This is a genomic window from Neisseria sp. (assembly GCF_030523955.1).
Lineage (GTDB): Bacteria > Pseudomonadota > Gammaproteobacteria > Burkholderiales > Neisseriaceae > Neisseria.
The window spans coordinates 1-22,236 of the sequence record NZ_JAUNHL010000036.1 but is presented as its reverse complement, the minus strand read 5'-3'; the positions used below and the strand labels follow the sequence as shown (position 1 = coordinate 22,236).

The window sequence follows — 22,236 nt, the reverse complement described above, 5'->3', positions numbered from 1 at the left end:
AATGCCTGTCTGAAAAATACTGTCCGCTTGTGTAGCAGGCAGTATTTTGCTTGGAGGGCTCAAAAAATCTGCCCTATATCATCATGATACTATAAGCTCGAATGGCCGGAGTATTCACTATTATTAGAGCTGGAGTTTATCCAAACCCATTGCCTTATCCATCGAGCCGATCTCGGTATGGAAAGCGACTCCCAGACGGTTCCACGCATTAATTTGGGCAATGGAGAATACCATGTCGCACAGTTCCTGATCACTCAAAACACTTTTTGCGCGTTGATACAGTTCATCGCTCAAGCCTTCGGGACAAATACGGGTGAGTGCTTCCGTAAGCTCCAACGCTATTCTCTCTTTCTCGGAAAATAACGTACTTTCACGCCAAACCGCGATATGGTGCAAACGCATTTCGCGCTCGCCGTATTTTCGGGAAGTTTTGACATGCATATCTAGGCAGAATGTACAGCCATTGAGCTGCGATGCTCTGATTTTAATGATTTCTTTAAGCAGGGGATCGATAGATAAATCGGATAATGCATTTTCCACTTTCAGCATTTCATTGAATACTTTGGCGCCGATAATAGGGTAATTTAGCCGTTGCATGGATATTCTCTCCGGACGTTTAAAAAAGACGAAATGATGGTACACCCATTCAAACGGCATTGGCAACTTTGCAGCAATCATGATGCTTTCAGACAGGCGTATACAAAGCGAACAGGCAAATAAAAAAACAGCCCTTATTATCAAGGGCTGTTTTTTATGAAGCGGATTTAGTTGCCGGCTTTCAGTTTTTGCCATTCGGCAACAATGGTTTTCTTCGAGCTGTCGCTGATCTGCGGCATCACGAAACCGTTTTTCATATCTTCTGCACTCGGGAAGATGGAACGAATGGCCACCAGTTTCTGATCCATCAGCTTACGGGCAGGCAGGCTGGCCGGAGCGAAGGTAACGAAATCACCGTTTTTAGCTGCTATTGCGGGATCCAGCGTCCAGTTGATGTATTGGTGGGCATTAGCGACATTCTTCGCATCTTTCGGAATCACCCACGACTCAATCCAGAAACCCATGCCTTTAGGCGTTAACACCTCGATACCGACTTTGCTGCCGGCTTCTTCCGAACGTTTTTTCGCCATATTCAAATCACCGCCGTTACCTGCGGTTAAACAAATATCACCGCGAGCCAATTCGTCGATATAAGAAGGGCTGAAACGTTTCACATCAGGTCGGATGGCTTTCAATACACCAGCGGCTGCCTGAATATCTTCGGGGTTGGTGGCTTTCGGATCTTTACCCAGATAGTTCAAAACAATCGGGAAGATTTCGCTGGGGCTGTCCCACAGCACGATGCCGCAGGATTTCAGCTTGTTGGTGTATTCCGGCTTGAGCAGCAAATCCCAGCCGTTTTCCGGCAATTGGCCACCCAGCAATTCTTTACCTTTGGCGGTAATTGCCAAAGTGTTTACACCGGAGAAATAGGGAACGGCGTATTCATTACCCGGATCGGCGCTTTGCAGCATTTTTAAAAGTTCGGGATCAATGTTTTTATAATTGGGAATCAGGTCTTTATGTACTTTTTGATACGCACCGGCTTGGATTTGGCGCGGCAGGAATGCGATGCCTGGCACTGCCAAATCGTAACCCGATTTGCCGGTTAACACTTTGGTTTCCAGCGTTTCATTGTTTTCATACAAATCGTAAGTCAGCTTCAGATTGTATTTGTTTTTGAACTCATCAACCGTAGTCTCGTCAACATAGTTAGACCAATTATAGATATTTAAAGCATCCGTTTTGGGCAGACCATCGGTATTGGCGGCAGAAGCCGTAGCTGGCTGGTTATCGGTTTTTTGCTCGGTGCTTTTCTCATTCGCGCCGCCGCAGGCAGCCAAGGCCAAGGCGATTAATGCGGTCAATAATGATTTTTTCATGATGAGGTATCATTCCTTCCTTGTTTGAAGCTTGAAACAATTTAAACATTAAGGGGAAAGTGTTTTGGCACTACGGTTTCAAGGAATGCCAAAATGCTGCTGCCGCTTTTGTAAAAAAAGACGGATTTGCGTATTGTAATGTAAGCTTTGCGGAAAATCAAAATAACAATCAGCAGGATGCATGGTTTTTCTGTTGAAATAGCTTGGTGGTATCGGATTGGCTGATTGCGAACAAAAATGCCTGTGTCTCTTTCCGACCGCGTTTTCAGAGCAAAGAGGGATGAAATAATAATGAAAGAACTTGCTTTCATTAAATTAAAGCATTAAAATTCCACATTTACGAAATTCATTCGATTTAATTCAGGAGATGTCAACATGGCAAACAGCGCACAAGCCCGCAAACGTGCTCGCCAAGCTATTAAAAACCGTGCTCATAACGCCAGCTTGCGTACCGCTTTTCGCACTGCTGTAAAAAAAGTGCTGAAATCAGTTGAAGCCGGCGATAAAGCTGCAGCACAAGCTGTTTATAAAGATTCAGTAAAAGTTTTGGACCGTATTGCCGATAAGGGCGTGTTCCATAAAAACAAAGCCGCTCGCCACAAGAGCCGTTTGTCTGCCAAAATCAAAGCAATGGCTTGATTTTCGCAGTCAGTTAATTAGTTGTAACGAACAGACCCCCTAGGATAGCCCGCGTACAACGGTCGAATTATCCGGGGGCTTTGTTTTGCCAGATGGTCTTAACCATAGAAGACTTCCGGGCAAAACCATTTGAGGTAACCCATAGATGAAAAAATCCGCGCGCATTCTGCTGACAGCTTGCGTGGCTCTGCCGGTTTCGGTATGGGCGTTGCCGGCAGACCCGGCTTTGCAATGCACTTTGTTAAAAGACAATACCTTGCGCTTGGCCTGCTTCGATAAAGTCTATGCCGCTCAGTTTCCTCCGCAAAATTTGCCGGAAGCGGCCAAATCCAAGCCTAAAACCGTGGATTTGGTGAAAACGGTAGAAGGTAGTATCGAGCAACAGAAGCCAACCGTGGTATTTGATTATAGAGAAGATGTGGCAGCAGCAGGCTACGAACCGACGCAAGCTTTGTTGGATGCCGCGGATGCTTATACCCCGTTGAGCCGCTTGTATGATTTGGATGAAAACAGCCCGGAAGGTATTTTGTCGGTGCGCGAACACAATCCAATGTATCTGATGCCGTTGTGGTACAACTCAAGTCCGAATTATTACCCGTCTTCTCCTACCCGCGGTGTTACCGACGATGAGAAGTATTCAGACCAAAAACGTCTGGAAGCCAAAATGCAGGTGTCGTTCAAAAGCAAACTGGCGGAAGATTTGTTCAGTACACGTTCGGACTTGTGGTTCGGTTATACCCAGATTTCCAACTGGCAAGTATGGAACCAAGGCAAAGAATCGGCGCCATTCCGCAATAACGACTACACGCCCGAAATCTTTATTACCCAACCGGTGAAAGCAGATTTGCCCTTAGGCGGAAAGCTGCGTATGCTAGGCGCGGGTTTTGCCCATCAGTCTAATGGCCAGAGCCGCCCGTCATCCCGATCGTGGAACCGTGTTTATGCAATGGCGGGTATGGAGTGGGGCAAGCTGACCGTGATACCGCGAGTGTGGATGCGCGCTTTCGATCAAAGCGGTGAGGATGATGATAATCCGGATATTTCCGATTATATGGGCTACGGTGATTTAAAAATGCAGTACCGTTTCAACGATCAGCAAACTTTATCTGGTACTTTCCGGTTAAACCCGAAAACCGGAAAAGGAGCGATGGAAGTGGGCTATACTTTCCCTATAAAGGGTAAGTTGAAAATGTATGCGCAAGGTTTTCACGGTTATGGCGAAAGCCTGATTGATTACAACAAAAAACAAACCGGTATCGGCTTAGGCTTGATGCTAAATGATTGGGACGGTTTCTAAACTCGTTACCAACACTCGTTTCCTTGTCTCCAAGCGCGTATAATGCCCGGCTTGGGTGTCGGAATTTTACGGAATCATCATGACAGAAAAAAATGAACGCGGCGGCATCGGTAAAGCGCTGAAAAAATACCTGATTACCGGGGTTTTGGTGTGGCTGCCGATAGTGGTCACGGTGTGGGTGTTGACTTACATCATCAATGCTTCCGATCAGTTAATCAATCTCTTGCCCAGCCGTTGGCGCCCCGAATATTATACCGGCTTCAAAATTCCCGGCCTCGGGGTCATTGTGGCGGTGGTGGTTCTATTCATAACCGGCCTGTTTGCAGCCAATATGCTGGGGCGCAAAATCCTAGAGGGATGGGACAGCCTGCTCGGCCGTATCCCTGTGGTTAAATCGATTTATTCCAGCGTAAAAAAAGTATCCGAATCACTGCTTTCTGATAGCGGGCGTTCGTTTAAAACACCGGTGCTGGTGCCTTTTCCCCAACCGAATATTTGGACCATCGCTTTTGTATCGGGCAGCATTCCAGGCGTTGTTCAACAAAGCTTGTCTGAAGAATATATTTCCGTTTATGTGCCGACCACACCCAACCCAACCGGCGGTTATTATATTATGGTGAGAAAAAGCGATATCCGGGAATTGGATATGAGTGTAGACGATGCGCTTAAATATGTTATTTCGTTGGGCATGGTGATGCCGGATGAATTACCCTTGAAAAAAAATAAGACAGTACCCGTGTTGGAAAATAATATTTTCCATAATGCAGATGAAAACAAAGATCAGCAATCCGCTGTAACTGCCGAAGAAACCAAAGAATAAAACTGTTCCGTTTGACTACAGTGAAAAAATTGTATCGAAAAACAAAATATTGATTCATTTTTTTAGTTTTTAAAAAAGAAAGAACCTTATGCGTACCAATTATTGTGGCTTGATCAGCGAGCAATATCTAGACCAAACCGTTACTGTAAAAGGCTGGGTACACCGCCGGCGCGACCACGGCGGCGTGATTTTTATCGATCTGCGCGACCGCGAAGGCATTGTGCAGGTCGTGATTGATCCCGACACCCCCGAAGCCTTCCAAACCGCCGATGCATCGCGCAACGAATACGTTTTGAGCATCACCGGCCGCGTACGCAACCGCCCCGAAGGCACCACCAACGATAAAATGATTTCCGGCAAAATCGAGATTCTCGCCAAAGAAATTGAAGTGCTGAATGCCGCCGCCACGCCGCCGTTCCAAATCGACGACGAAAACCTGAGCGAAAACGTGCGCTTAACCAACCGCGTTATCGATTTGCGCCGTCCCGCCATGCAGCGTAACTTGCGCCTGCGCTACCAAGTGGCAATGGGAGTGCGCCGCTATCTCGACGCACAAGGCTTTATCGATATCGAAACGCCGATGCTCACCCGTTCCACCCCCGAAGGCGCGCGCGACTATCTCGTGCCCAGCCGCGTGCATCCGGGCGAATTTTTCGCGCTGCCGCAATCGCCGCAACTGTTCAAACAACTGTTGATGGTGGCTGGTTTCGACCGCTACTACCAAATCACCAAATGCTTCCGCGACGAAGATTTACGCGCCGACCGCCAGCCCGAATTCACCCAGATCGATATCGAAACCTCGTTCTTAAGCGAAAACGAAATCATGGATATCACCGAAGGCATGGCCAAACAGGTGTTTAAAGATGCCTTGGGCGTGGAATTGGCCGATTTCCCGCGCATGGAATACCGCGAAGCCATGTTCTACTACGGCTCCGACAAACCCGATATGCGCGTGAACCTGAAATTTACCGAGCTGACCGACTTGATGAAATCGGAAGAATTGAAAGTATTCCGTGCCGCCGCCGACATGAAAGGCGGCCGCGTGGTTGCTCTGCGCGTGCCGAACGGTGCGAAATTCAGCCGTAAAGAAATCGACGAGTACACCAAATTCGTCGGCATCTACGGCGCCAAAGGTTTGGCCTATATCAAAGTAAACGATGCCAGTAAAATCACTAACGGTGAAGACAGCGGCTTGCAATCGCCGATTGTGAAGAATCTGTCTGAAAATGCCCTGAAAGAGATCATCGCTCAAACAGGCGCGCAAAACGGCGACATCATTTTCTTCGGTGCCGACAAAGCCAAGATTGTTAACGAAGCCATGGGTGCGCTGCGTGTCAAAGTCGGCCACGAGCATGGCGCCGAAAACGGCTATTTCACCGACGAATGGCGCCCGCTGTGGGTAATCGATTTCCCGATGTTCGAATACGACGAAGAAAACGACCGCTACGCCGCCATGCACCACCCCTTCACCTCACCCAAACCCGGCCATGAAGACCTGATGGAAAGCGACCCCGAAAACTGCCTCGCCCGTGCCTACGATATGGTACTCAACGGCTGGGAAATCGGCGGCGGCTCCATCCGTATCCACCTTGCCGAGATTCAGGAAAAAGTATTTGCTGCGCTGAAAATCACCCCCGAAGAGCAGCAAAACAAATTCGGCTTCCTGCTGGACAACCTGAAATACGGCGCACCGCCGCACGGCGGTTTGGCGTTCGGCCTCGACCGCTTGGTAACGCTGATGACCGGTGCCGAATCCATCCGCGACGTGATTGCTTTCCCGAAAACCCAGCGTGCGCAATGCCTGCTTACCAACGCCCCCAATGCGGTGGACGACAAGCAGCTGCGCGAATTAAGCCTGCGTCTGCGCCAGAAAGTGGCCGAAAGCAAAGAGGCTTAACGGGTTTAGCCGTTTAAACGGACACAGGCCGTCTGAAAAAATATTTTCAGATGGCCTGATAATTTTGAAAAATTCACTCAGGCCATCTGAAACATCCCGCTGCCACCACATTCGGGTTTGGCTCGGATATCTTGGGTTTCGGCAACATGTAATACTCGAGTTAAACCCAACTACGACGCAAAGCTCTCGGTTTGAGCATTGTTCAGTTTGACTTAAGCCGGCGCATTTATCATTGCCCATTCTTAATTTTGATGCAGGAAAGCCGTGCAAAACGAATATTTGATTATGTTGATTCCCGCCGCCGTAGCCGTTGCCGGCGGCGTATTGGCCTTGTTGTGGAACCCGTCGGCACAGGCGCGCAGCTTGATCCAGCACTTTGCCGCCGGTGTGGTGTTGTCTGCCTTGTCGGTAGAGTTGCTGCCTGAAATCGGCCGCGAACACGCCCGCCCGTGGGTGTTGATTGCATCGTTTGCAGCAGGCAGCCTGTTAATGTTCGGCCTGAAATTGCTGACCGAAAAATTGGAAAGCGGGGCGGAACACGACAAGCATTCCGGCGTAGCGGCTGCCGGTGCCGTCTTGCCGGTGGGATTGTTGCTGGCCACCTTTATCGATATCGTCACCGACGGCTTTATTATCGGCGCGGGTTTTGCGTCGGGAGGCGAATCGGGCCTGATTCTGGCGCTGGGTTTGTCGGTGGAGTTGTTGTTTCTCGGCCTTGCCCTGATGAGCGATGCACTGAAAGGCTGGCGCATGGTTGTTTTAACCACACTGTTGGGCGTGGTGGTGTTTGTGTTTGCCGCGCTGGGCAATTGGTTATTAAGCGGCGCATCGCATGACGTGATGGGTGCTGTATTAGCAGCCAGTGCGGCGGCGTTGCTGTATTTGGTAACCGAAGAATTGCTGATCGAAGCGCACGAGGTGCAGGAGAAAAATTATTCGGTATTGGTGCTCTTTGCCGGATTTTTAAGTTTCTGGGCCGTGCAGCTTTTAGCTTGATAGGACTTATTCAGCCGATTTGCTAATGTCGTATGGCTGGAGTTCTAGGGTCTGTGGACAATTAACCGGCGAAGCGGTTTTTTGAGGCAAAAACCGCGTATGCAAGGCAAAAAGCACAGCAAGGTTGAACACCTTGCGAGCATTTTTAACGCCGCAGACGGGGATTTTTGACCAAAAACACCGCCGTTGCGTTAATTGTCGACAGACCCTAGAGTCTGTCGACAACTTTTCTTGATTGTAAATTTTAAAAATTATATTTTTGGCCAATATTTTGTTTTGAGGGCGTAATGATGACCGAACCTTTCCAAGAATCTTTACACGAGCTGCCGGACGAAGGCGGACATAAGCGCGGCATCCGCAGTTTTGTATTGCGCCAAGGGCATATGACGGCGGCGCAGCAGCGGGCGATCGACCATTTGTGGCCGCAATTCGGTGTCGATTATCAAGCTGCTGAGGCAGATTTAGCCGCCTTATTCGGCCGTACCGCGCCCAAGGTGCTGGAAATCGGCTTCGGTATGGGTACTGCCACGGCCGAGATTGCCAAACGTTTGCCGGAAAAAGATTTTCTGGCTATTGATGTGCACGGCCCGGGGGTAGGCAATCTGCTGAAGCTGGCAGAGGAAATGCAGTTGCCCAATATCCGTGTGATGCGCCACGATGCGGTGGAAGTGGTGGAAAATATGCTGGCAGACGGAAGTTTGGACGGCATCCATATTTTCTTTCCCGATCCTTGGCATAAAAAGCGCCACCACAAGCGCCGCTTGATCCAGCCGCCGTTTGTTGCCAAGTTGTTGCCCAAGCTGAAAGTCGGCGGCTACATCCATCTGGCGACCGACTGGGAAGAATATGCGGTACAAATGCTGGAAGTGTTGAGCAGTTTCGACAGTTTGCAAAATACCGCCGCCGATTATGCGCCGACGCCGGCCTACCGCCCGGAAACCAAATTCGAAGCGCGGGGCAAGCGTTTGGGGCACGGCGTTTGGGATTTGGTATTTACCCGCGTTGCCTAAGCATCATGCCTGTCTGAACGTTTTTTCAGACAGGCATAATTAATATCGATCGGCTTATCGACCATCAACTTTAGAAAAAAGCACACGCTTGGTATTCGGATTTAATAGCGGCATCTTAAAATTTGCTGAAACCCAAGATACCTAGGGTCTGTCGACAATTAACCGGCGAAGCGGTTTTTTGAGACAAAAACCGCGTATGCAAGGCAAAAAGCACAGCAAGGTTGAACACCTTGCGAGCATTTTTAACGCCGCAGACGGGGGATTTTGACCAAAAACACCGCCGTTGCGTTAATTGTCGACAGACCCTAATGCAAGCTCGAGATGCCTGTCTGAAAGCACGATGCTGCGCCGGCGGATTTGTCGCTGTGGCCGATTGCCGTTACAATTCCGTTCATTCCGTTTTTAGCGATCGAGTGTTATGCAAGCCATAGATTATTGTCGTCAAAAAGCCGACCAAAGCGGTTCCAGCTTTCTGGCCGGTTTCCGTTTTCTGCCTGAAAAGCAGCATCAGGCGATGACGGTTTTGTATGCGTTTTGCCGCGAGTTGGACGATGTGGTAGACGACTGCAGCGATGCGCAGGTGGCGCAAACGACACTCAATTGGTGGCGCATGGATTTGGCCAAGGTGTTCGAGGGTGAGATGCCGGAACATCCTGTCAATCAGGCCTTGCGCGGGCCGGTTGCCGATTTTGCGCTGCCGCATGACGAATTGACGGCGATTATCGACGGTATGCAGATGGATTTGGAACAGGCGCGCTATCCTGATTTCGAGGCTTTGAAACTGTATTGCCATCGGGTGGCGGGCGTGGTCGGCTGCCTGATTGCCCGTATTCTCGGTTTTAGCAACCATCAAACGCTGGTTTATGCCGATAAAATGGGCTTGGCGCTGCAACTGACCAACATCATCCGCGATGTGGGCGAAGATGCGCGCCGCGGCCGGATTTATCTGCCGGTAGACGAATTGCAGCGTTTTTCGGTGCCGGCGCAAAGCATTCTTTCTCTTAAGGGGACGCCCGAATTTGCCGCGCTGATGGCGTTCCAAATCGAACGTGCCAAACAGAGTTACCGTGAAGCGGTGGCAGCTCTGCCGCCGGAGGATAAGCGCTCGCAGCGGGTGGGCTTGGTTATGGGCAGCATTTATTATGCCCTGTTGCAGGAAATCGAGCGCGACGGCGGACAAAACGTGTTGTCCTACAAAATCGCCATTCCCGGCCCGCGCAAGAAGCGGATCGCCTTGAAAACCTGGTTATTCGGATTTAAGCCATGAATGATAAACGACTTCCCAAAGTGGCGGTAATCGGTGCCGGCTGGAGCGGTTTGGCCGCGGCGGCGGCGCTGGCCGGCAAGAGCGAGCTGGTTGTTTTCGAAGCGGGCAAAACCGCCGGCGGCCGGGCGCGCAGCCTGGGTAGGGCGGTGGAAGGTTTTTCCTTTCTGGATAACGGCCAACACATTATGCTCGGCGCTTATCATGCCATGCAGACATTAATGAAAACAGTGGGCGTCGACTTCGATAAGGCGTTTATGCGCTTGCCTTTGCAATGGTATATGGCCGACGGACTGCGGTTTCAGACAGGCATTTTGCCGGCGCCTTGGCATATCGTGAAGGCAGTGTTGTTTGCCAAAGGCATTTCATTTGGCGAGAAAATTGCGCTGTCGCGCCAGATGCGTGCCTTGCAGTTGCGCAGAAACAGCGAGCCGGATAAAACGGTGGCGCAATGGTTGAGCGAATGGCGTGTTTCGCGCCGCTTGCAAAGCGGTTTCTGGCAGCCTTTGGTGTTGGGTGCACTCAATACGCCGTTAACGAGCGCCAGTGTGAATACGCTTGCCAATGTGGTGCAAGACGGCGTGTGCGCCGGTAAGGCGGCCGGCAATTATTGGCTGCCCAAGCAGGATTTGGGCGCGCTGCTGGCCGAACCGGCGCTGGCTTGGTTGAAACGTCAGGGTGTCGGAATCCGTATGGGCGAACGGGTAGGGCGTTTGCAAACGCTGCCGGGCGGACGGGTTGCGGTGAACGGCGAAGCGTTTGATGCAGTGGTAACGGCGGTGGCGCCTTATCATGCGGCAGCTTTGTGGCCGAAAGAGACGCCTTCTTCCCTTACCTCGGTGCTCGATGGCTATGCTTACCACGCCATTACCACCGTTTATCTTTGTTATGCCGAACCGGTCAAATTGCCGGCGGCGCTCACCGGTTTTGCCGAAGGCACTGCGCAATGGCTGCTGGCACGCGGCGGTTTGGGCGGCGACGAGCATGAAGTGGCGGCGGTGATCAGCGTTTCGGATGAGCTCTCTATCCGCGATTCGGCCGATTGGATGGCGCAGGTACATGCCGATGTGAAGCGGGTGTGTCCCGATATCGGCGAGCCGTTGGCCGGCAGGGTGATTACCGAAAAACGGGCGACGGTCGCCAGCACGCCGAACCGCCAGCGCCCCGATTGCGCTTGGTTGCACCACCAGAATATTTATCCGGCCGGAGATTATTTACACGAACGTTATCCGGCCACGCTGGAAGCAGCGGTGCAAAGCGGGCAAGCTGCGGCGGCATTATTGCTGGCCGATTGGCGGCGTTAGTGTTAATTTACAGACATTCCCATTCGGCAATGCCTGTCTGAAACCATTTCAGACAGGCCTGCCATTTCAAGAAAAGGTAAAAGATTATGAGCAGCGGACAATTGCAAGACAAAATCGTTTTGGTAACCGGCGCTTCGCAAGGCTTAGGCGAGCAGGTGGCCAAAAGCTATGCAGCGCAGGGCGCGACGGTGATTCTGGTGGCGCGCCACCAGAAGAAAATGGAAAAAGTATATGACGATATCGTTGCCGCCGGCCATCCCGAGCCGTTTGCCGTTTGCTTTGATTTGCTGACGGCGGAAGAGAAAGAATTCGATAATCTGGCAATCACCGTTGCACAAGCCACCGGCCGCCGTTTGGACGGCATCGTGCACTGCGCCAGCTATTTTTACGCCTTATCGCCGCTGGATTTCCAAACCGTTGCCGAGTGGGTAAACCAATACCGTATCAACACGGTGGCGCCGATGGCGTTGACCCGGGCGTTTCTGCAGCTGTTGAAAGAATCGCCCGACGCTTCGGTGATTTTTGTCGGCGAAAGCCACGGCGAAACACCGAAAGCCTATTGGGGCGGATTCGGCGCTTCCAAAGCCGCATTGAATTATTTGTGCAAAGTGGCGGCGGACGAGTGGGAGCGCTTCGACAACTTGCGTGCCAACGTATTGGTGCCCGGCGCCATCAATTCGCCGCAGCGGATTAAAACTCATCCGGGCGAGAGCGAGGAAGAGCGCAAAAATATCGCGGACATCATGCCGCAATTCGTTTACTGGATGAGCAGCGAAAGCCGGGGAAACAGCGGCGGGATTGTGTATTTATAATTCCGGTTTGGTTATTTACGAAATGCCTGTCTGAAAATAAACATAGAATGCTAAACATGTTTTCAGACAGGCATTGTTATAGCAGATTAACTTAACTTTCGCTACGGCGTTGCTGCGCCTTGCCGTACTACTTGTACTGTCTGCGGCTTGCTGCCTTGTATCGAAAATTAATTAAATCTGCTATATAAAACAAATTATTAAGATTAAAGAGAAAATGATGAAACTGACCCTGATGTTCCGCGAATATTGCAGTCTCTGCCACAAGATGCGGGATGATTTGCAGCCTTACCAGCAAGAATACGGCTTTGAATTGGAAGTGTTGGATGTCGATGAAGACGAGGCGCTGGAGGCCAAGTACAACGAACTTGTGCCGGTACTCTTGCTGGGAGAACAGGAAATCTGCCACTGGCATCTGGACGAGGCCAAATTGCGCGCGGCCTTAGCAGAAGCACTTGATAGGGAAAAGCCTGTCTGAAAGCCTCTGCCGGCATGCAGCAGGGCAAGCCGAATTCCGCGGAAATAAATCTGCGGGTGGGTTTATTTTCCTCTTTCTTTGGCTATGTCGCCTGCATGGATTTGGCCGCCGCCGTTGTTGAAGCTGTTGAGAATATAGGTTAACACATTAGCGGCGTCTTCATCGTTTAGCGCTACGGCAGGCATCACACTGTTGTATTCTTTGCCGTTAACGGTGATTTTGCCACTCACGCCTTTTAGTATGGCGTGTATGCCGCGTTTGGGGTCGGCTTTCAGATAGTCGGAACCGGCCAGCGGCGGGAACGCGCCTTCCACGCCTTTGCCCTCCGCGCCGTGGCAGGCCATGCAGTTGGCGTTATACACGGCTTTGCCGAGTTTGATTTGGTCTTCTTTATTGGCGGCTTTGGCGGGGCCGGCTTTCACTTTCTGCTCTTCTTCGGGCGTTAACGGCACGGTTTGGATGGCGCCGCCTTCGGGTTGATAGATGGCATCGCTGATTTTTCCGGAATAAATTTCTTTGTTTTCATTGCCTTCTGCCTTTAAGTGGCCGAGCGCACCTTTGTTGAATGCGCGGAAAATGGAGTGATCGACCAATGTGAAGTTGCCGGGTACATCTAATTTGAAATCCACTATTGCCGCACCGCCTGCGGGCACCAATGTAGTTTGGACATTTTCGTTAATCAGTTTGCCGCCTTCCACATAGACTTTGTCGAAAATCTCGCCGATAACGTGGAACGACGATATTAAATTCGGACCGCCGTTGCCTACATACAGGCGCACGGTTTCGCCCACTTTGGCTTTCAGGGCTTTATCACCTGCAATCGCGCCCACATGACCGTTAAACACCACATAATCGGGTTGCTCTTTAATGGCTTTTTCCATGTCAAAGGTTTGCAGGCCTGCTTCGCCGTATTTGCCTTTGGTGTAAAAATCACCTTGCACCACATAGAATTCTTTATCCACCTTCGGCAAACCTTCTTTAGGCTCAACCAAAATCAGGCCATACATACCGTTGGCGATGTGCATACCCACGGGCGCGGTGGCGCAATGGTAGATATACAGGCCGGGTTTCAGAGCTTTGAAACTAAAAGTGGAAGTGTGGCCGGGTGCGGTAAACGTGGCTTCGGCGCCGCCGCCAGGGCCGGTAACGGCATGGAAATCTACGTTATGCGGCACGGTGGAAGTGGGGTGGTTGGAAAACTGCACTTCCACGGTGTCGCCCTCGCGCACGCGGATAAACCGCCCCGGCACGTCGCCGCCGAAGGTCCAATATTTATAGTCCACGCCGTCGACCATGGACATCACCTTTTCGATCACCTCCATTTTCACCACTACTTTGGCGGGATAGTCGCGATTTACGGGCGGCGGCACGTTGGGGGCGGATGTGAGCACCGCCTCAATCACCGGCAATTCACCCTGCGGCACTTGGGCACCAGCTTTTTGGGCGGAAGCAGCAGCCTCTGCAGGCTGGCGGGCAGATTGATCGGCTGCCTGCTGGCCGCAGGCGGTGAGAACAAACAATGATGCAATCAGAGCGGCTAAAGCGTGGCGTTTCATGGCGGGTTCCTTTTTTGGTGTTGTCCGCCCAAAGGCGGTTTTAGGGTTGGATAAATTATGTGAGAAGCCCGCTAAGATTATGTTGACTTATGTCAATTGATTCATTGTGATTGAATATTAAAAAGCAAAAACCTACTTTATATCTAGCAGATTTTCAAAAATATCATACTTCATAACTAGGATTCCAACCGCCATTTCCTGCAAACCAATCAAGGATTTTTGATATATATCTATATTTATCTTTTATTTAGTAAAAATATCCGTTTTCTATTAGCGATACCGCGTTTATTTTTTACCAAGCCGTGCTACAATTTTAACATTCATATTTTATGAATTTTTAAAAAACTACTTCCAACCAGAAGAAGGAGCACAAAATGGGACAGTACAAAAAGCTCTGGTATTCGCTGATTGCAGTGCTGGCGGTTACTTTCTCCATACTCGGCTATTTGGGTGTCGAGGTTTACCGGCAGGTTCCGCCGATTCCGCAGGCTTATGTAAGCGAATCGGGGCAAACCCTGATCACGAAAAACGACGTGTTGGCCGGCCAATCGGCCTGGCAGAGCACGGGCGGCATGGAACTGGGTTCGATACTCGGCCACGGCGCTTACCAAGCCCCCGACTGGACGGCCGATTGGCTGCACCGTGAAGCGGAAGCCTGGCTCGACATTACCGCCGAAAAGGAAACCGGCAAAAAATATGCCGATTTGGATAAAGGCGCGCAAGCCAATCTGCAAACGCGTTTGGCCGAGGAATACCGTAACGGCGGGCGCATCAACGAAAACGGGCAGGTGGTGCTTTCCGACACGCGCATCGAAGCGGTTAAACGTGTTGCACCTTACTACATCACGCTCTACGGCGACGACCCGTCGATGATTAAAACCCGCGAAGCGTTTGCCATGAAAAACGGCACGCTGCCAAGTGAAGAAGCGCGCCAAAAACTCACCAACTTCTTCTTCTGGACGGCTTGGGCGGCCTCTACCAACCGCCCCGATCACGATGCCACCTACACCAACAACTGGCCGCACGAGCCTTTGGTGAACAATGTGCCGACCACCGAAAACTATATGTGGTCGTTTGCCAGCATCGTTTTTCTGCTGCTGGGCATCGGCCTGTTGGTTTGGGGCTTCTCGTTTTTGAAAAAGCACGACGAAGAACCGGCGGCACCGTCTGAAGACCCTTTGTCTAAAGTGCAGCTCACCCCATCGCAAAAAGCCTTGGGTAAATATGTGTTTTTAACCGTGGCATTGTTTGTGGCGCAGGTGTTGTTGGGCGGTCTCACCGCGCACTACACCGTTGAAGGCCAAAAGTTTTACGGTATCGATATATCGCAATGGTTTCCTTATGCGTTGGTGCGCACCTGGCACATCCAGTCGGCGATTTTCTGGATTGCCACCGGTTTTCTCACCGCCGGCCTGTTTCTCGCGCCGATTATCAACGGCGGCAAAGACCCGAAATTCCAACGGGCGGGCGTGAATTTCTTATACATCGCCCTGTTTATCGTGGTGCTTGGCTCATACGGCGGCAATTTTTTGGCATTAAGCCATATCATTCCACCGCACCTGAATTTCTGGTTCGGTCATCAAGGTTATGAATATCTGGATTTGGGTCGATTCTGGCAGATTTTGCTGATGGTGGGCTTGTTGCTGTGGCTGTTCCTGATGCTGCGCTGTACCGTAAGCGCTTTCAAACAGAAAACCGATAAAAACATGCTCGCGATTTTCGTTGCCTCGATGATCGGAGTAGGCCTGTTCTACGCGCCCGGCCTGTTTTATGGCGAACATACCAGTCTCACCATTATGGAATACTGGCGCTGGTGGGTAGTGCACCTGTGGGTGGAGGGCTTTTTTGAAGTATTCGCCACCGCCGCGCTGGCCTTTATTTTCTACAATATGGGTCTGGTATCGCAGCGCACCGCCACCGTTGCCGCCTTGGTTTCCGCCAGTCTTTATATGGTGGGTGGCGTGCCCGGCACTTTCCACCACCTCTATTTCTCAGGCACCACCACGCCTGTAATGGCGGTGGGCGCATCGTTTTCAGCTTTGGAAGTCGTGCCGCTGATTTTGCTGGGCCGTGAAGCGTATGAACATTGGTCTTATCAAAGCGCCGCACCGTGGGCAAAACGCCTGCGTTGGCCGCTGATGTGCTTCGTTGCCGTGGCGTTTTGGAACATGGTGGGTGCGGGCGTGTTCGGCTTCCTGATTAATCCGCCGATTTCGCTCTACTACCTGCAAGGTTTGAACACCACCGCCGTGCACGCACACGCGGCCTTGTTCGGGGTGTACGGTTTCTTGGCGCTGGGCTTCGTGCTGTTGGTGGCCAGCTACATCAAACCGAACGCTGCATTTGAGGAAAACCTGATGACTTGGGGTTTCTGGTTGTTAAATGGAGGCTTGCTGCTGATGATTCTCATCAGCCTCCTGCCGGTAGGCGTGATTCAGGCTTATGCCAGCATTACGCAGGGCTTGTGGTATGCCCGTAGCGAAGGATTTATGCAGCAGGAACTGCTCGACACTCTGCGCTGGGTGCGCACCATTGCCGATCTGATCTTTATCGGCGGCGCGTGCTGCGTATCGTGGCAGGCAACGAAAATGGTTTTTGCCCGCAGCAAATAAACTGTCATATAGCGGATTGAATTACTTCGATGCAAGGCAGTAAGCCGCATTAAGTACATAAAAAAAAATGCCTGTCTGAAAAGTTTTCAGACAGGCATTCGGTTTTTATTCTTACCCGGATGGATACGCACAATCACATTAGCCCAAACAGCTTTTTTCAGCTAAAATAGCCGACTATTTCACTTTCGTTCGGGCAGCATCGCCAAAGCGCATCCGGGCGCCCTGTACAGCATAAAGAACAGCGTATTCCAGTTTATGAAAAACATTCGAAATTTCTCCATTATCGCCCACATTGACCACGGAAAATCCACATTGGCCGACCGCTTCATTCAGTTTTGCGGCGGTTTGGACAATCGCGAAATGAGTTCGCAAGTGCTTGATTCAATGGACATCGAAAAAGAGCGCGGCATTACTATCAAGGCCCAGACGGCTGCTTTGAATTATAAAGCCCGCGACGGCGAGGTTTATCAACTCAATCTGATTGATACGCCCGGGCACGTTGATTTCTCTTACGAAGTTTCCCGCTCGCTTTCTGCCTGCGAAGGCGCGCTGCTGGTGGTAGACGCGTCGCAAGGGGTGGAGGCGCAAACAGTGGCCAACTGCTATACCGCGATTGATCTGGGCGTGGAAGTGGTGCCGGTGTTGAATAAAATCGATTTGCCGGCCGCCGACCCGGACCGTGTGGCGCAGGAAATCGAAGACATCATCGGTATCGATGCGCTCGGTGCGGTAACCTGTTCGGCCAAAAGCGGCTTGGGCGTGGAAGACGTGTTGGAAGAGATTGTGGCCAAAGTTCCGGCGCCGCAGGGCGATCCGGCCGCGCCGTTACAGGCGATGATTATCGATTCGTGGTTCGACAATTATGTCGGCGTGGTGATGCTGATCCGGATAAAAAACGGCACCATCAAATTGAAAGATAAAGTGCGTTTCATGTCGACCAAGGCCGAATCGCAAGTCGAACAGCTGGGCGTGTTTACGCCCAAATCAGTGAACAAACCCGAATTGAGCGCAGGCCAGGTAGGTTTTTTGATTACCGGCGTGAAAGAATTGGGCCAAGCCAAAGTAGGTGATACGGTAACGCTGGTGCAAAATCCGGCGGCAGAACCACTGCCGGGCTTCAAAGAAGTGCAGTCGCAGGTATTCGCCGGCCTCTACCCGGTGGAAAGCCATGATTACGAAGCTTTGCGCGATGCCTTAGAAAAATTGCAGTTGAACGATGCCTCATTGAAATTCGAGCCGGAAGTGTCGCAGGCTTTGGGTTTCGGTTTCCGTTGCGGCTTCCTCGGCCTGTTGCATTTGGAAATCGTGCAGGAGAGGTTGGAGCGCGAATTCGATATGGATTTGATTACCACCGCGCCGACGGTGGTTTATGAAGTGATTCTGAAAAGCGGCGAAAAAATCGAGGTGGAAAATCCTTCCAAACTGCCCGATATCGGCAGCATCGAAACGATCTTGGAGCCGATTATCACCGCCACCATTCTGGTGCCGCAGGATTATGTCGGCAATGTGATGACGCTGTGCAACCAAAAACGCGGCGTACAGGTCAATATGCAATATCTCGGCCGTCAGGTAATGCTCACGTATGACCTGCCGATGAACGAAGTGGTGATGGATTTCTTCGATAAATTGAAATCGACTTCGCGCGGTTATGCTTCGCTGGATTACCAGTTTAAAGAATTCCAGCCCTCCGATTTGATTAAGTTGGATATTATGGTGAACGGCGAAAAAGTCGATGCCTTGAGCCTGATTGTACATCGCCAGAATTCGGTACACCGCGGTCGCGAGCTGGCGGCGAAAATGCGTGAACTGATTCCGCGCCAGATGTTTGATATCGCGGTACAGGCTTCCATCGGCAGCCAGATTATCGCGCGTGAAAACGTAAAAGCCTTGCGCAAAAACGTATTGGCCAAGTGTTACGGCGGCGATATTACCCGTAAGAAAAAGCTGCTGGAGAAACAAAAAGCCGGTAAACGCCGCATGAAACAGGTGGGTAACGTGGAAATTCCGCAGAGTGCGTTTTTAGCGATTCTGCAAGTAGGTGATAAATAATGAATAGTTTGGTAATGGGCGCAGTTGCCGCTTTGATAGCGGGTATCGTATTGTTTGCCGTCAGCAAAAAACAACGCGAGGATAACGGTGAATGGAGCAGCAGCCTGCAATGGGGCTATTTGCTGATGATGGTCGGCGTATTCGGCGTGCTGTCTTCTTTCATGAGCTTTACCGCCGTATTGCTGGTCTTTGTATTGTTTACCGGTATCGTGTGGGCATGGCACCGCTATTCGCGCACCTACGTGCCGGAAGTGAGCGAAAAATTCAGGGATGACAACCATTTCCGCGATTATATGAGCGGTTTCTTCCCGATTATTCTGGTGGTGTTCCTGTTGCGTACTTTTTTGGTGGAGCCGTTTCAGATTCCTTCAAGCTCGATGCGCCCCGGCCTGATCGTCGGCGACTTTATTTTGGTGAATAAATATGCTTATGGTATCCGAACACCGATTATCAATAATGTATTGGTGCCGGTGGGCAATATCGAGCGTGGTGACGTGGTGGTGTTTAGCTATCCGGAAGACAATAAAATCAATTACATCAAACGTGCGGTCGGCCTGCCGGGTGATACGGTGGAATACAAAAACAAGCAACTGATTATAAACGGTCAACCTATTCCGGATCAGGAATTGGGCAATCAGAGTTATCTGGAACAAACTGTGCAAGGGCCGATGGAAATCAGTGCGCAAACTTATCGCGAAAGTATGGGCAATACCCAATTTGATGTCTTGAAAATGGCGGACCGTCCGGCTTTTGCGCCGTCTGCGGTGAGAAATTTTCCGTATAGTGACCAGTGCCAATATGCCCGAGACGGTTCTTGGTTCAAATGTACCGTACCGCAAGGCCAATATTTTATGATGGGCGACAACCGCGACAACAGCGAAGACTCGCGTTATTGGGGGTTTGTCGAAGACAAACTGATTGTCGGCAAAGCGTTTTTCATTTGGATGAACTTCAGTGATATGAGCCGCATCGGTACCAGCATCCGTTAATTTTATGTATGGCGGCCAGGTAACGTTATCCGGCCGACTGGAGTTTTCCAATGAAAACCGATCCCCGCCGATTGGCTGCCATGCAGCGTATGCAGCAGCAATTGGGCTATCAGTTTAATGATACCGGGTGGCTGCAACAGGCGCTGACCCACCGCAGTTACAGCTCGCGCAACAACGAGCGTTTGGAGTTTGTAGGCGATTCAGTATTGAATTACACCGTCGCCCGCATGTTGTTTGATGCTTTCCCTAAATTAAGCGAGGGCGAGTTATCCCGCTTGCGTGCAAGCTTGGTAAACGAGGCAACGCTGGCGGAAATCGCAATCAAGATAAACTTGGGTGATTGCCTGTATCTGGGTACGGGCGAATTGAAAAGCGGCGGTTTTAACCGCCCGTCCATTCTTGCCGATGCGATGGAAGCGGTTTTTGCCGCCATCAATTTTGATGCCGATTTTCAGACCGCCGAAAAAGTGGTGCAGTCTTTATTCAAAGACCGCATCCGCACGGTAGACTTCAGCAACCAGGGCAAAGATGCGAAAACCTTGTTGCAGGAAGCTTTGCAAGCACGCCGTTTTGCCTTGCCGAAGTATCGTATCGAAGAGCAAACCGGCGAGGGTAACGAAGCGCAATTCGTGGTATCTTGCGATTTAGGCGAATTGGGCTGGATAGGTCGTGCACAAGGCAATAGCCGCCGGTTGGCCGAGCAGGCGGCGGCGAAAGAAGCAGTAGCTTGGCTGGAACAAAATTATTCGCAGAAGAACAAAAAGAAATAAGTTTTGCAAACTTGTTTTTTCAGACAGGCATATGCCTGTCTGAAAAAACAGATAAACACCGTTTAACTGCTCGGTGTTATTGCAAGGGGCCATAAAAGCAAAAAGAGGAGAGAAAATGAACCCCAACGACCAACTGTTTTTCGATGAAACCGAACATTTGCTCATCCGCCCTTTAGCCGGCGGCGATGCAGCTGTTTTGTTAGATTTTTACCGCCACAACCGCAATTATTTTGCCGAGTGGGAGCCTTTGCGCGACGAGGCTTTCTATACTTTGGAAGGCATGCAGGCATTCATTGCCGCGGGCGAGCGCGAATTTTCCGCCAAAACGGCCGTATATTTCGGTTTGTTTAGCCGTGAAAGCAAAGAATTAATCGGTACCTGTTATTTCACCCATATCGTGATGGAATATTTTCAAGCCTGTTATCTCAATTTCCTTTTGGACGAACGGCACAAAGGACGGGGCTTGATGTTTGAAGGAGCGGGGCATTGTATAGACATCATGTTCCGTTTCGGCCTGCACCGCATCATGGCCAATTACTGCCCGGAAAATGTGCGCAGTGGTAAGCTGTTGGCACGTTTGGGTTTCGAACAGGAAGGATTGGCGCGTGATTATCTTTATCTCAACGGGCGTTGGCGCGACCATATCCTCACTTCCCGTATTTACCAGCCTCTGTAATCAAGCAGCGAGATAAGTAAAGTTATGGATCAGATTGATAATATTGCCATTTCAGATGCAAACGGCTACCGCTGCGGCTTTGTGGCAATCGTCGGCCGGCCCAATGTGGGCAAATCCACGCTGATGAACCATTTAATCGGCCAAAAAATCAGCATTACCAGTAAAAAAGCGCAAACCACCCGCCATAAGGTCAACGGTATTTACACCGATGAGAAAAAGCAGGTGATTTTTGTCGACACCCCAGGCTTTCAAACCGATTACCGCAATGCGGTGAACGACCGCTTGAATCTGAACGTTACCGAAGCCATGAGCGGCGTCGATGCGATTATTTTGGTGGTTGAAGCCCTGCGCTTTACCCAGGCCGACCGCACGGTGATGAAGCAGTTACCCAAAAATGTGCCGGTGGTTTTGGCGGTAAACAAAGCGGACAAATCAAAAGACCGTCTTTTGCTGGAAGCATTTATCGCGGAAATCAAGAGCGAATTTGAATTTGCCGCCGTAGTGGCAGTGAGCGCCAAACACGGCTTGGGCTTGTCCGAGTTGATGATGTCGGTAGAGCCTTATCTGCCCGAGAGCATTCCGATGTATCCGGAAGACATGGTTACCGATAAATCCAGCCGCTTTCTGGCCTCGGAAATCGTGCGCGAAAAATTGTTTCGCTATTTGGGCGAGGAATTGCCTTATGCGATGAATGTGGAAATCGAGCAATTCGAAGTGGAAGAGAGCGGTTTGCACCGTATTTATGTGGCGGTATTGGTGGATAAGGACAGCCAAAAAGCCATTCTAATCGGCAAAGGCGGCGAGCGTTTGAAGAAAATTTCCACCGAAGCCAGGCTCGATATGGAAAAGCTGTTCGACAGTAAGGTATTTTTAAAAGTTTGGGTAAAAGTAAAATCCGGTTGGGCGGATGATGTACGATTCCTAAAAGAATTAGGTATGTAAAGCATTGGGTATGATGCCTGTCTGAAAGCTTTTCAGACAGGCATTTTTCTATCAGGTGTTATAGCGGATTGAATGACTCCGATACAAGGAGGCCTTTGCAAAACCCACAGATGTGGATGCAGTTCAAGGCGTAGCAGCGCAGCGAGCGCAGACATATAGTGAATTAAAATAAGAATTCCAAACTTTACTCCCCCCCCCCTTACCAGCAG

The 22,236-nt window shown here is 50.6% G+C and carries 19 protein-coding genes; 16 read left to right on the top strand and 3 right to left on the bottom strand.

Annotated features, from left to right (window positions below):
• Positions 1 to 123: 123 nt before the first annotated feature.
• Complete coding sequence (locus Q4C79_RS08630) at positions 124 to 792, bottom strand: carboxymuconolactone decarboxylase family protein (protein ID WP_303090611.1); 669 nt, start codon at positions 790 to 792, stop codon at positions 124 to 126.
• Positions 765 to 1,919, bottom strand: coding sequence for an extracellular solute-binding protein (locus tag Q4C79_RS08625; RefSeq protein WP_303090610.1), 1,155 nt, complete (start codon positions 1,917 to 1,919; stop codon positions 765 to 767). The genes Q4C79_RS08630 and Q4C79_RS08625 overlap by 28 nt, the downstream gene beginning before the upstream one ends.
• Before the next feature lie 375 nt (positions 1,920 to 2,294).
• Between Q4C79_RS08625 and rpsT the strand changes: the two genes are divergently transcribed.
• From rpsT to Q4C79_RS08575, 10 genes are all read left to right on the top strand, one after another.
• Entirely contained in the window at positions 2,295 to 2,558 is a 264-nt protein-coding gene (gene rpsT, locus Q4C79_RS08620; protein WP_303090609.1) for a 30S ribosomal protein S20, read from the top strand.
• A gap of 145 nt (positions 2,559 to 2,703) precedes the next feature.
• Positions 2,704 to 3,855 carry a phospholipase A gene (locus Q4C79_RS08615; RefSeq protein ID WP_303090608.1) on the top strand — a complete coding sequence of 384 codons (1,152 nt, stop codon included), beginning with the start codon at positions 2,704 to 2,706 and terminating at the stop codon, positions 3,853 to 3,855.
• A 79-nt stretch (positions 3,856 to 3,934) separates the two neighbouring features.
• Positions 3,935 to 4,675 (top strand): DUF502 domain-containing protein, encoded by a 741-nt coding sequence (locus tag Q4C79_RS08610; protein WP_303090607.1) that lies wholly within the window; start codon positions 3,935 to 3,937, stop codon positions 4,673 to 4,675.
• Positions 4,676 to 4,763: 88 nt separating this feature from the next.
• A complete protein-coding gene (aspS, locus tag Q4C79_RS08605; protein WP_303090606.1) occupies positions 4,764 to 6,572 on the top strand; it encodes an aspartate--tRNA ligase in 1,809 nt (602 codons plus the stop codon).
• Between the two features lie 264 nt (positions 6,573 to 6,836).
• Positions 6,837 to 7,568 carry a ZIP family metal transporter gene (locus Q4C79_RS08600; RefSeq protein ID WP_303090605.1) on the top strand — a complete coding sequence of 244 codons (732 nt, stop codon included), beginning with the start codon at positions 6,837 to 6,839 and terminating at the stop codon, positions 7,566 to 7,568.
• Positions 7,569 to 7,858: 290 nt separating this feature from the next.
• Positions 7,859 to 8,578 carry a tRNA (guanosine(46)-N7)-methyltransferase TrmB gene (gene trmB, locus Q4C79_RS08595; protein ID WP_303090622.1) on the top strand — a complete coding sequence of 240 codons (720 nt, stop codon included), beginning with the start codon at positions 7,859 to 7,861 and terminating at the stop codon, positions 8,576 to 8,578.
• Positions 8,579 to 8,996: 418 nt separating this feature from the next.
• Positions 8,997 to 9,845, top strand: coding sequence for a presqualene diphosphate synthase HpnD (hpnD, locus tag Q4C79_RS08590; RefSeq protein ID WP_303090604.1), 849 nt, complete (start codon positions 8,997 to 8,999; stop codon positions 9,843 to 9,845).
• Complete coding sequence (gene hpnE / locus Q4C79_RS08585; RefSeq protein WP_303090603.1) at positions 9,842 to 11,146, top strand: hydroxysqualene dehydroxylase HpnE; 1,305 nt, start codon at positions 9,842 to 9,844, stop codon at positions 11,144 to 11,146. The genes hpnD and hpnE overlap by 4 nt, the downstream gene beginning before the upstream one ends.
• Before the next feature lie 86 nt (positions 11,147 to 11,232).
• Positions 11,233 to 11,958 (top strand): SDR family oxidoreductase, encoded by a 726-nt coding sequence (locus Q4C79_RS08580; protein WP_303090602.1) that lies wholly within the window; start codon positions 11,233 to 11,235, stop codon positions 11,956 to 11,958.
• A 217-nt stretch (positions 11,959 to 12,175) separates the two neighbouring features.
• The gene (locus Q4C79_RS08575; RefSeq protein ID WP_303090621.1) at positions 12,176 to 12,433 is read left to right on the top strand and encodes a glutaredoxin family protein; all 258 of its coding nucleotides are present in this window, start codon (positions 12,176 to 12,178) and stop codon (positions 12,431 to 12,433) included.
• A 62-nt stretch (positions 12,434 to 12,495) separates the two neighbouring features.
• Here the strand turns inward: Q4C79_RS08575 and nirK are convergent, their stop codons facing one another.
• A complete protein-coding gene (gene nirK, locus Q4C79_RS08565; RefSeq protein WP_368492224.1) occupies positions 12,496 to 13,989 on the bottom strand; it encodes a copper-containing nitrite reductase in 1,494 nt (497 codons plus the stop codon).
• Between the two features lie 374 nt (positions 13,990 to 14,363).
• On the opposite strand from nirK, the gene Q4C79_RS08560 reads away from it, so the two are divergent.
• The 6 genes from Q4C79_RS08560 (at position 14,364) to era (ending at position 22,027) form a co-directional block, all read left to right on the top strand.
• Positions 14,364 to 16,601: a nitric-oxide reductase large subunit gene (locus tag Q4C79_RS08560; protein ID WP_303090601.1), complete on the top strand. Its 2,238-nt coding sequence runs from the start codon at positions 14,364 to 14,366 to the stop codon at positions 16,599 to 16,601.
• 255 nt (positions 16,602 to 16,856) lie between these two features.
• Positions 16,857 to 18,650 (top strand): translation elongation factor 4, encoded by a 1,794-nt coding sequence (gene lepA / locus Q4C79_RS08555; protein WP_303090600.1) that lies wholly within the window; start codon positions 16,857 to 16,859, stop codon positions 18,648 to 18,650.
• Positions 18,647 to 19,639: a signal peptidase I gene (lepB, locus tag Q4C79_RS08550; protein ID WP_303090619.1), complete on the top strand. Its 993-nt coding sequence runs from the start codon at positions 18,647 to 18,649 to the stop codon at positions 19,637 to 19,639. Before lepA ends, lepB begins: the two co-directional genes overlap by 4 nt.
• Before the next feature lie 50 nt (positions 19,640 to 19,689).
• A complete protein-coding gene (rnc, locus tag Q4C79_RS08545; RefSeq protein ID WP_303090599.1) occupies positions 19,690 to 20,409 on the top strand; it encodes a ribonuclease III in 720 nt (239 codons plus the stop codon).
• A 115-nt stretch (positions 20,410 to 20,524) separates the two neighbouring features.
• The gene (locus tag Q4C79_RS08540) at positions 20,525 to 21,085 is read left to right on the top strand and encodes a GNAT family N-acetyltransferase (protein WP_303090598.1); all 561 of its coding nucleotides are present in this window, start codon (positions 20,525 to 20,527) and stop codon (positions 21,083 to 21,085) included.
• 24 nt (positions 21,086 to 21,109) lie between these two features.
• Positions 21,110 to 22,027, top strand: coding sequence for a GTPase Era (gene era, locus Q4C79_RS08535; RefSeq protein WP_303090597.1), 918 nt, complete (start codon positions 21,110 to 21,112; stop codon positions 22,025 to 22,027).
• Positions 22,028 to 22,236: the final 209 nt, after the last annotated feature.

Excerpts from the sequence above, each read along its gene's own strand:
- rnc (WP_303090599.1), top strand. The coding sequence starts at position 19,690 with ATGAAAACCGATCCCCGCCGATTGGCTGCCATGCAGCGTATGCAGCAG.
- hpnD (WP_303090604.1), top strand. The coding sequence starts at position 8,997 with ATGCAAGCCATAGATTATTGTCGTCAAAAAGCCGACCAAAGCGGTTCC.
- rpsT (WP_303090609.1), top strand. The coding sequence starts at position 2,295 with ATGGCAAACAGCGCACAAGCCCGCAAACGTGCTCGCCAAGCTATTAAA.
- Q4C79_RS08540 (WP_303090598.1), top strand. The coding sequence starts at position 20,525 with ATGAACCCCAACGACCAACTGTTTTTCGATGAAACCGAACATTTGCTC.
- aspS (WP_303090606.1), top strand. The coding sequence starts at position 4,764 with ATGCGTACCAATTATTGTGGCTTGATCAGCGAGCAATATCTAGACCAA.
- Q4C79_RS08610 (WP_303090607.1), top strand. The coding sequence starts at position 3,935 with ATGACAGAAAAAAATGAACGCGGCGGCATCGGTAAAGCGCTGAAAAAA.
- Q4C79_RS08575 (WP_303090621.1), top strand. The coding sequence starts at position 12,176 with ATGAAACTGACCCTGATGTTCCGCGAATATTGCAGTCTCTGCCACAAG.
- Q4C79_RS08560 (WP_303090601.1), top strand. The coding sequence starts at position 14,364 with ATGGGACAGTACAAAAAGCTCTGGTATTCGCTGATTGCAGTGCTGGCG.
- lepA (WP_303090600.1), top strand. The coding sequence starts at position 16,857 with ATGAAAAACATTCGAAATTTCTCCATTATCGCCCACATTGACCACGGA.
- nirK (WP_368492224.1), bottom strand. The coding sequence starts at position 13,989 with ATGAAACGCCACGCTTTAGCCGCTCTGATTGCATCATTGTTTGTTCTC.
- Q4C79_RS08625 (WP_303090610.1), bottom strand. The coding sequence starts at position 1,919 with ATGAAAAAATCATTATTGACCGCATTAATCGCCTTGGCCTTGGCTGCC.
- trmB (WP_303090622.1), top strand. The coding sequence starts at position 7,859 with ATGACCGAACCTTTCCAAGAATCTTTACACGAGCTGCCGGACGAAGGC.
- era (WP_303090597.1), top strand. The coding sequence starts at position 21,110 with ATGGATCAGATTGATAATATTGCCATTTCAGATGCAAACGGCTACCGC.
- Q4C79_RS08615 (WP_303090608.1), top strand. The coding sequence starts at position 2,704 with ATGAAAAAATCCGCGCGCATTCTGCTGACAGCTTGCGTGGCTCTGCCG.
- hpnE (WP_303090603.1), top strand. The coding sequence starts at position 9,842 with ATGAATGATAAACGACTTCCCAAAGTGGCGGTAATCGGTGCCGGCTGG.
- Q4C79_RS08580 (WP_303090602.1), top strand. The coding sequence starts at position 11,233 with ATGAGCAGCGGACAATTGCAAGACAAAATCGTTTTGGTAACCGGCGCT.
- Q4C79_RS08630 (WP_303090611.1), bottom strand. The coding sequence starts at position 792 with ATGGCAAAAACTGAAAGCCGGCAACTAAATCCGCTTCATAAAAAACAG.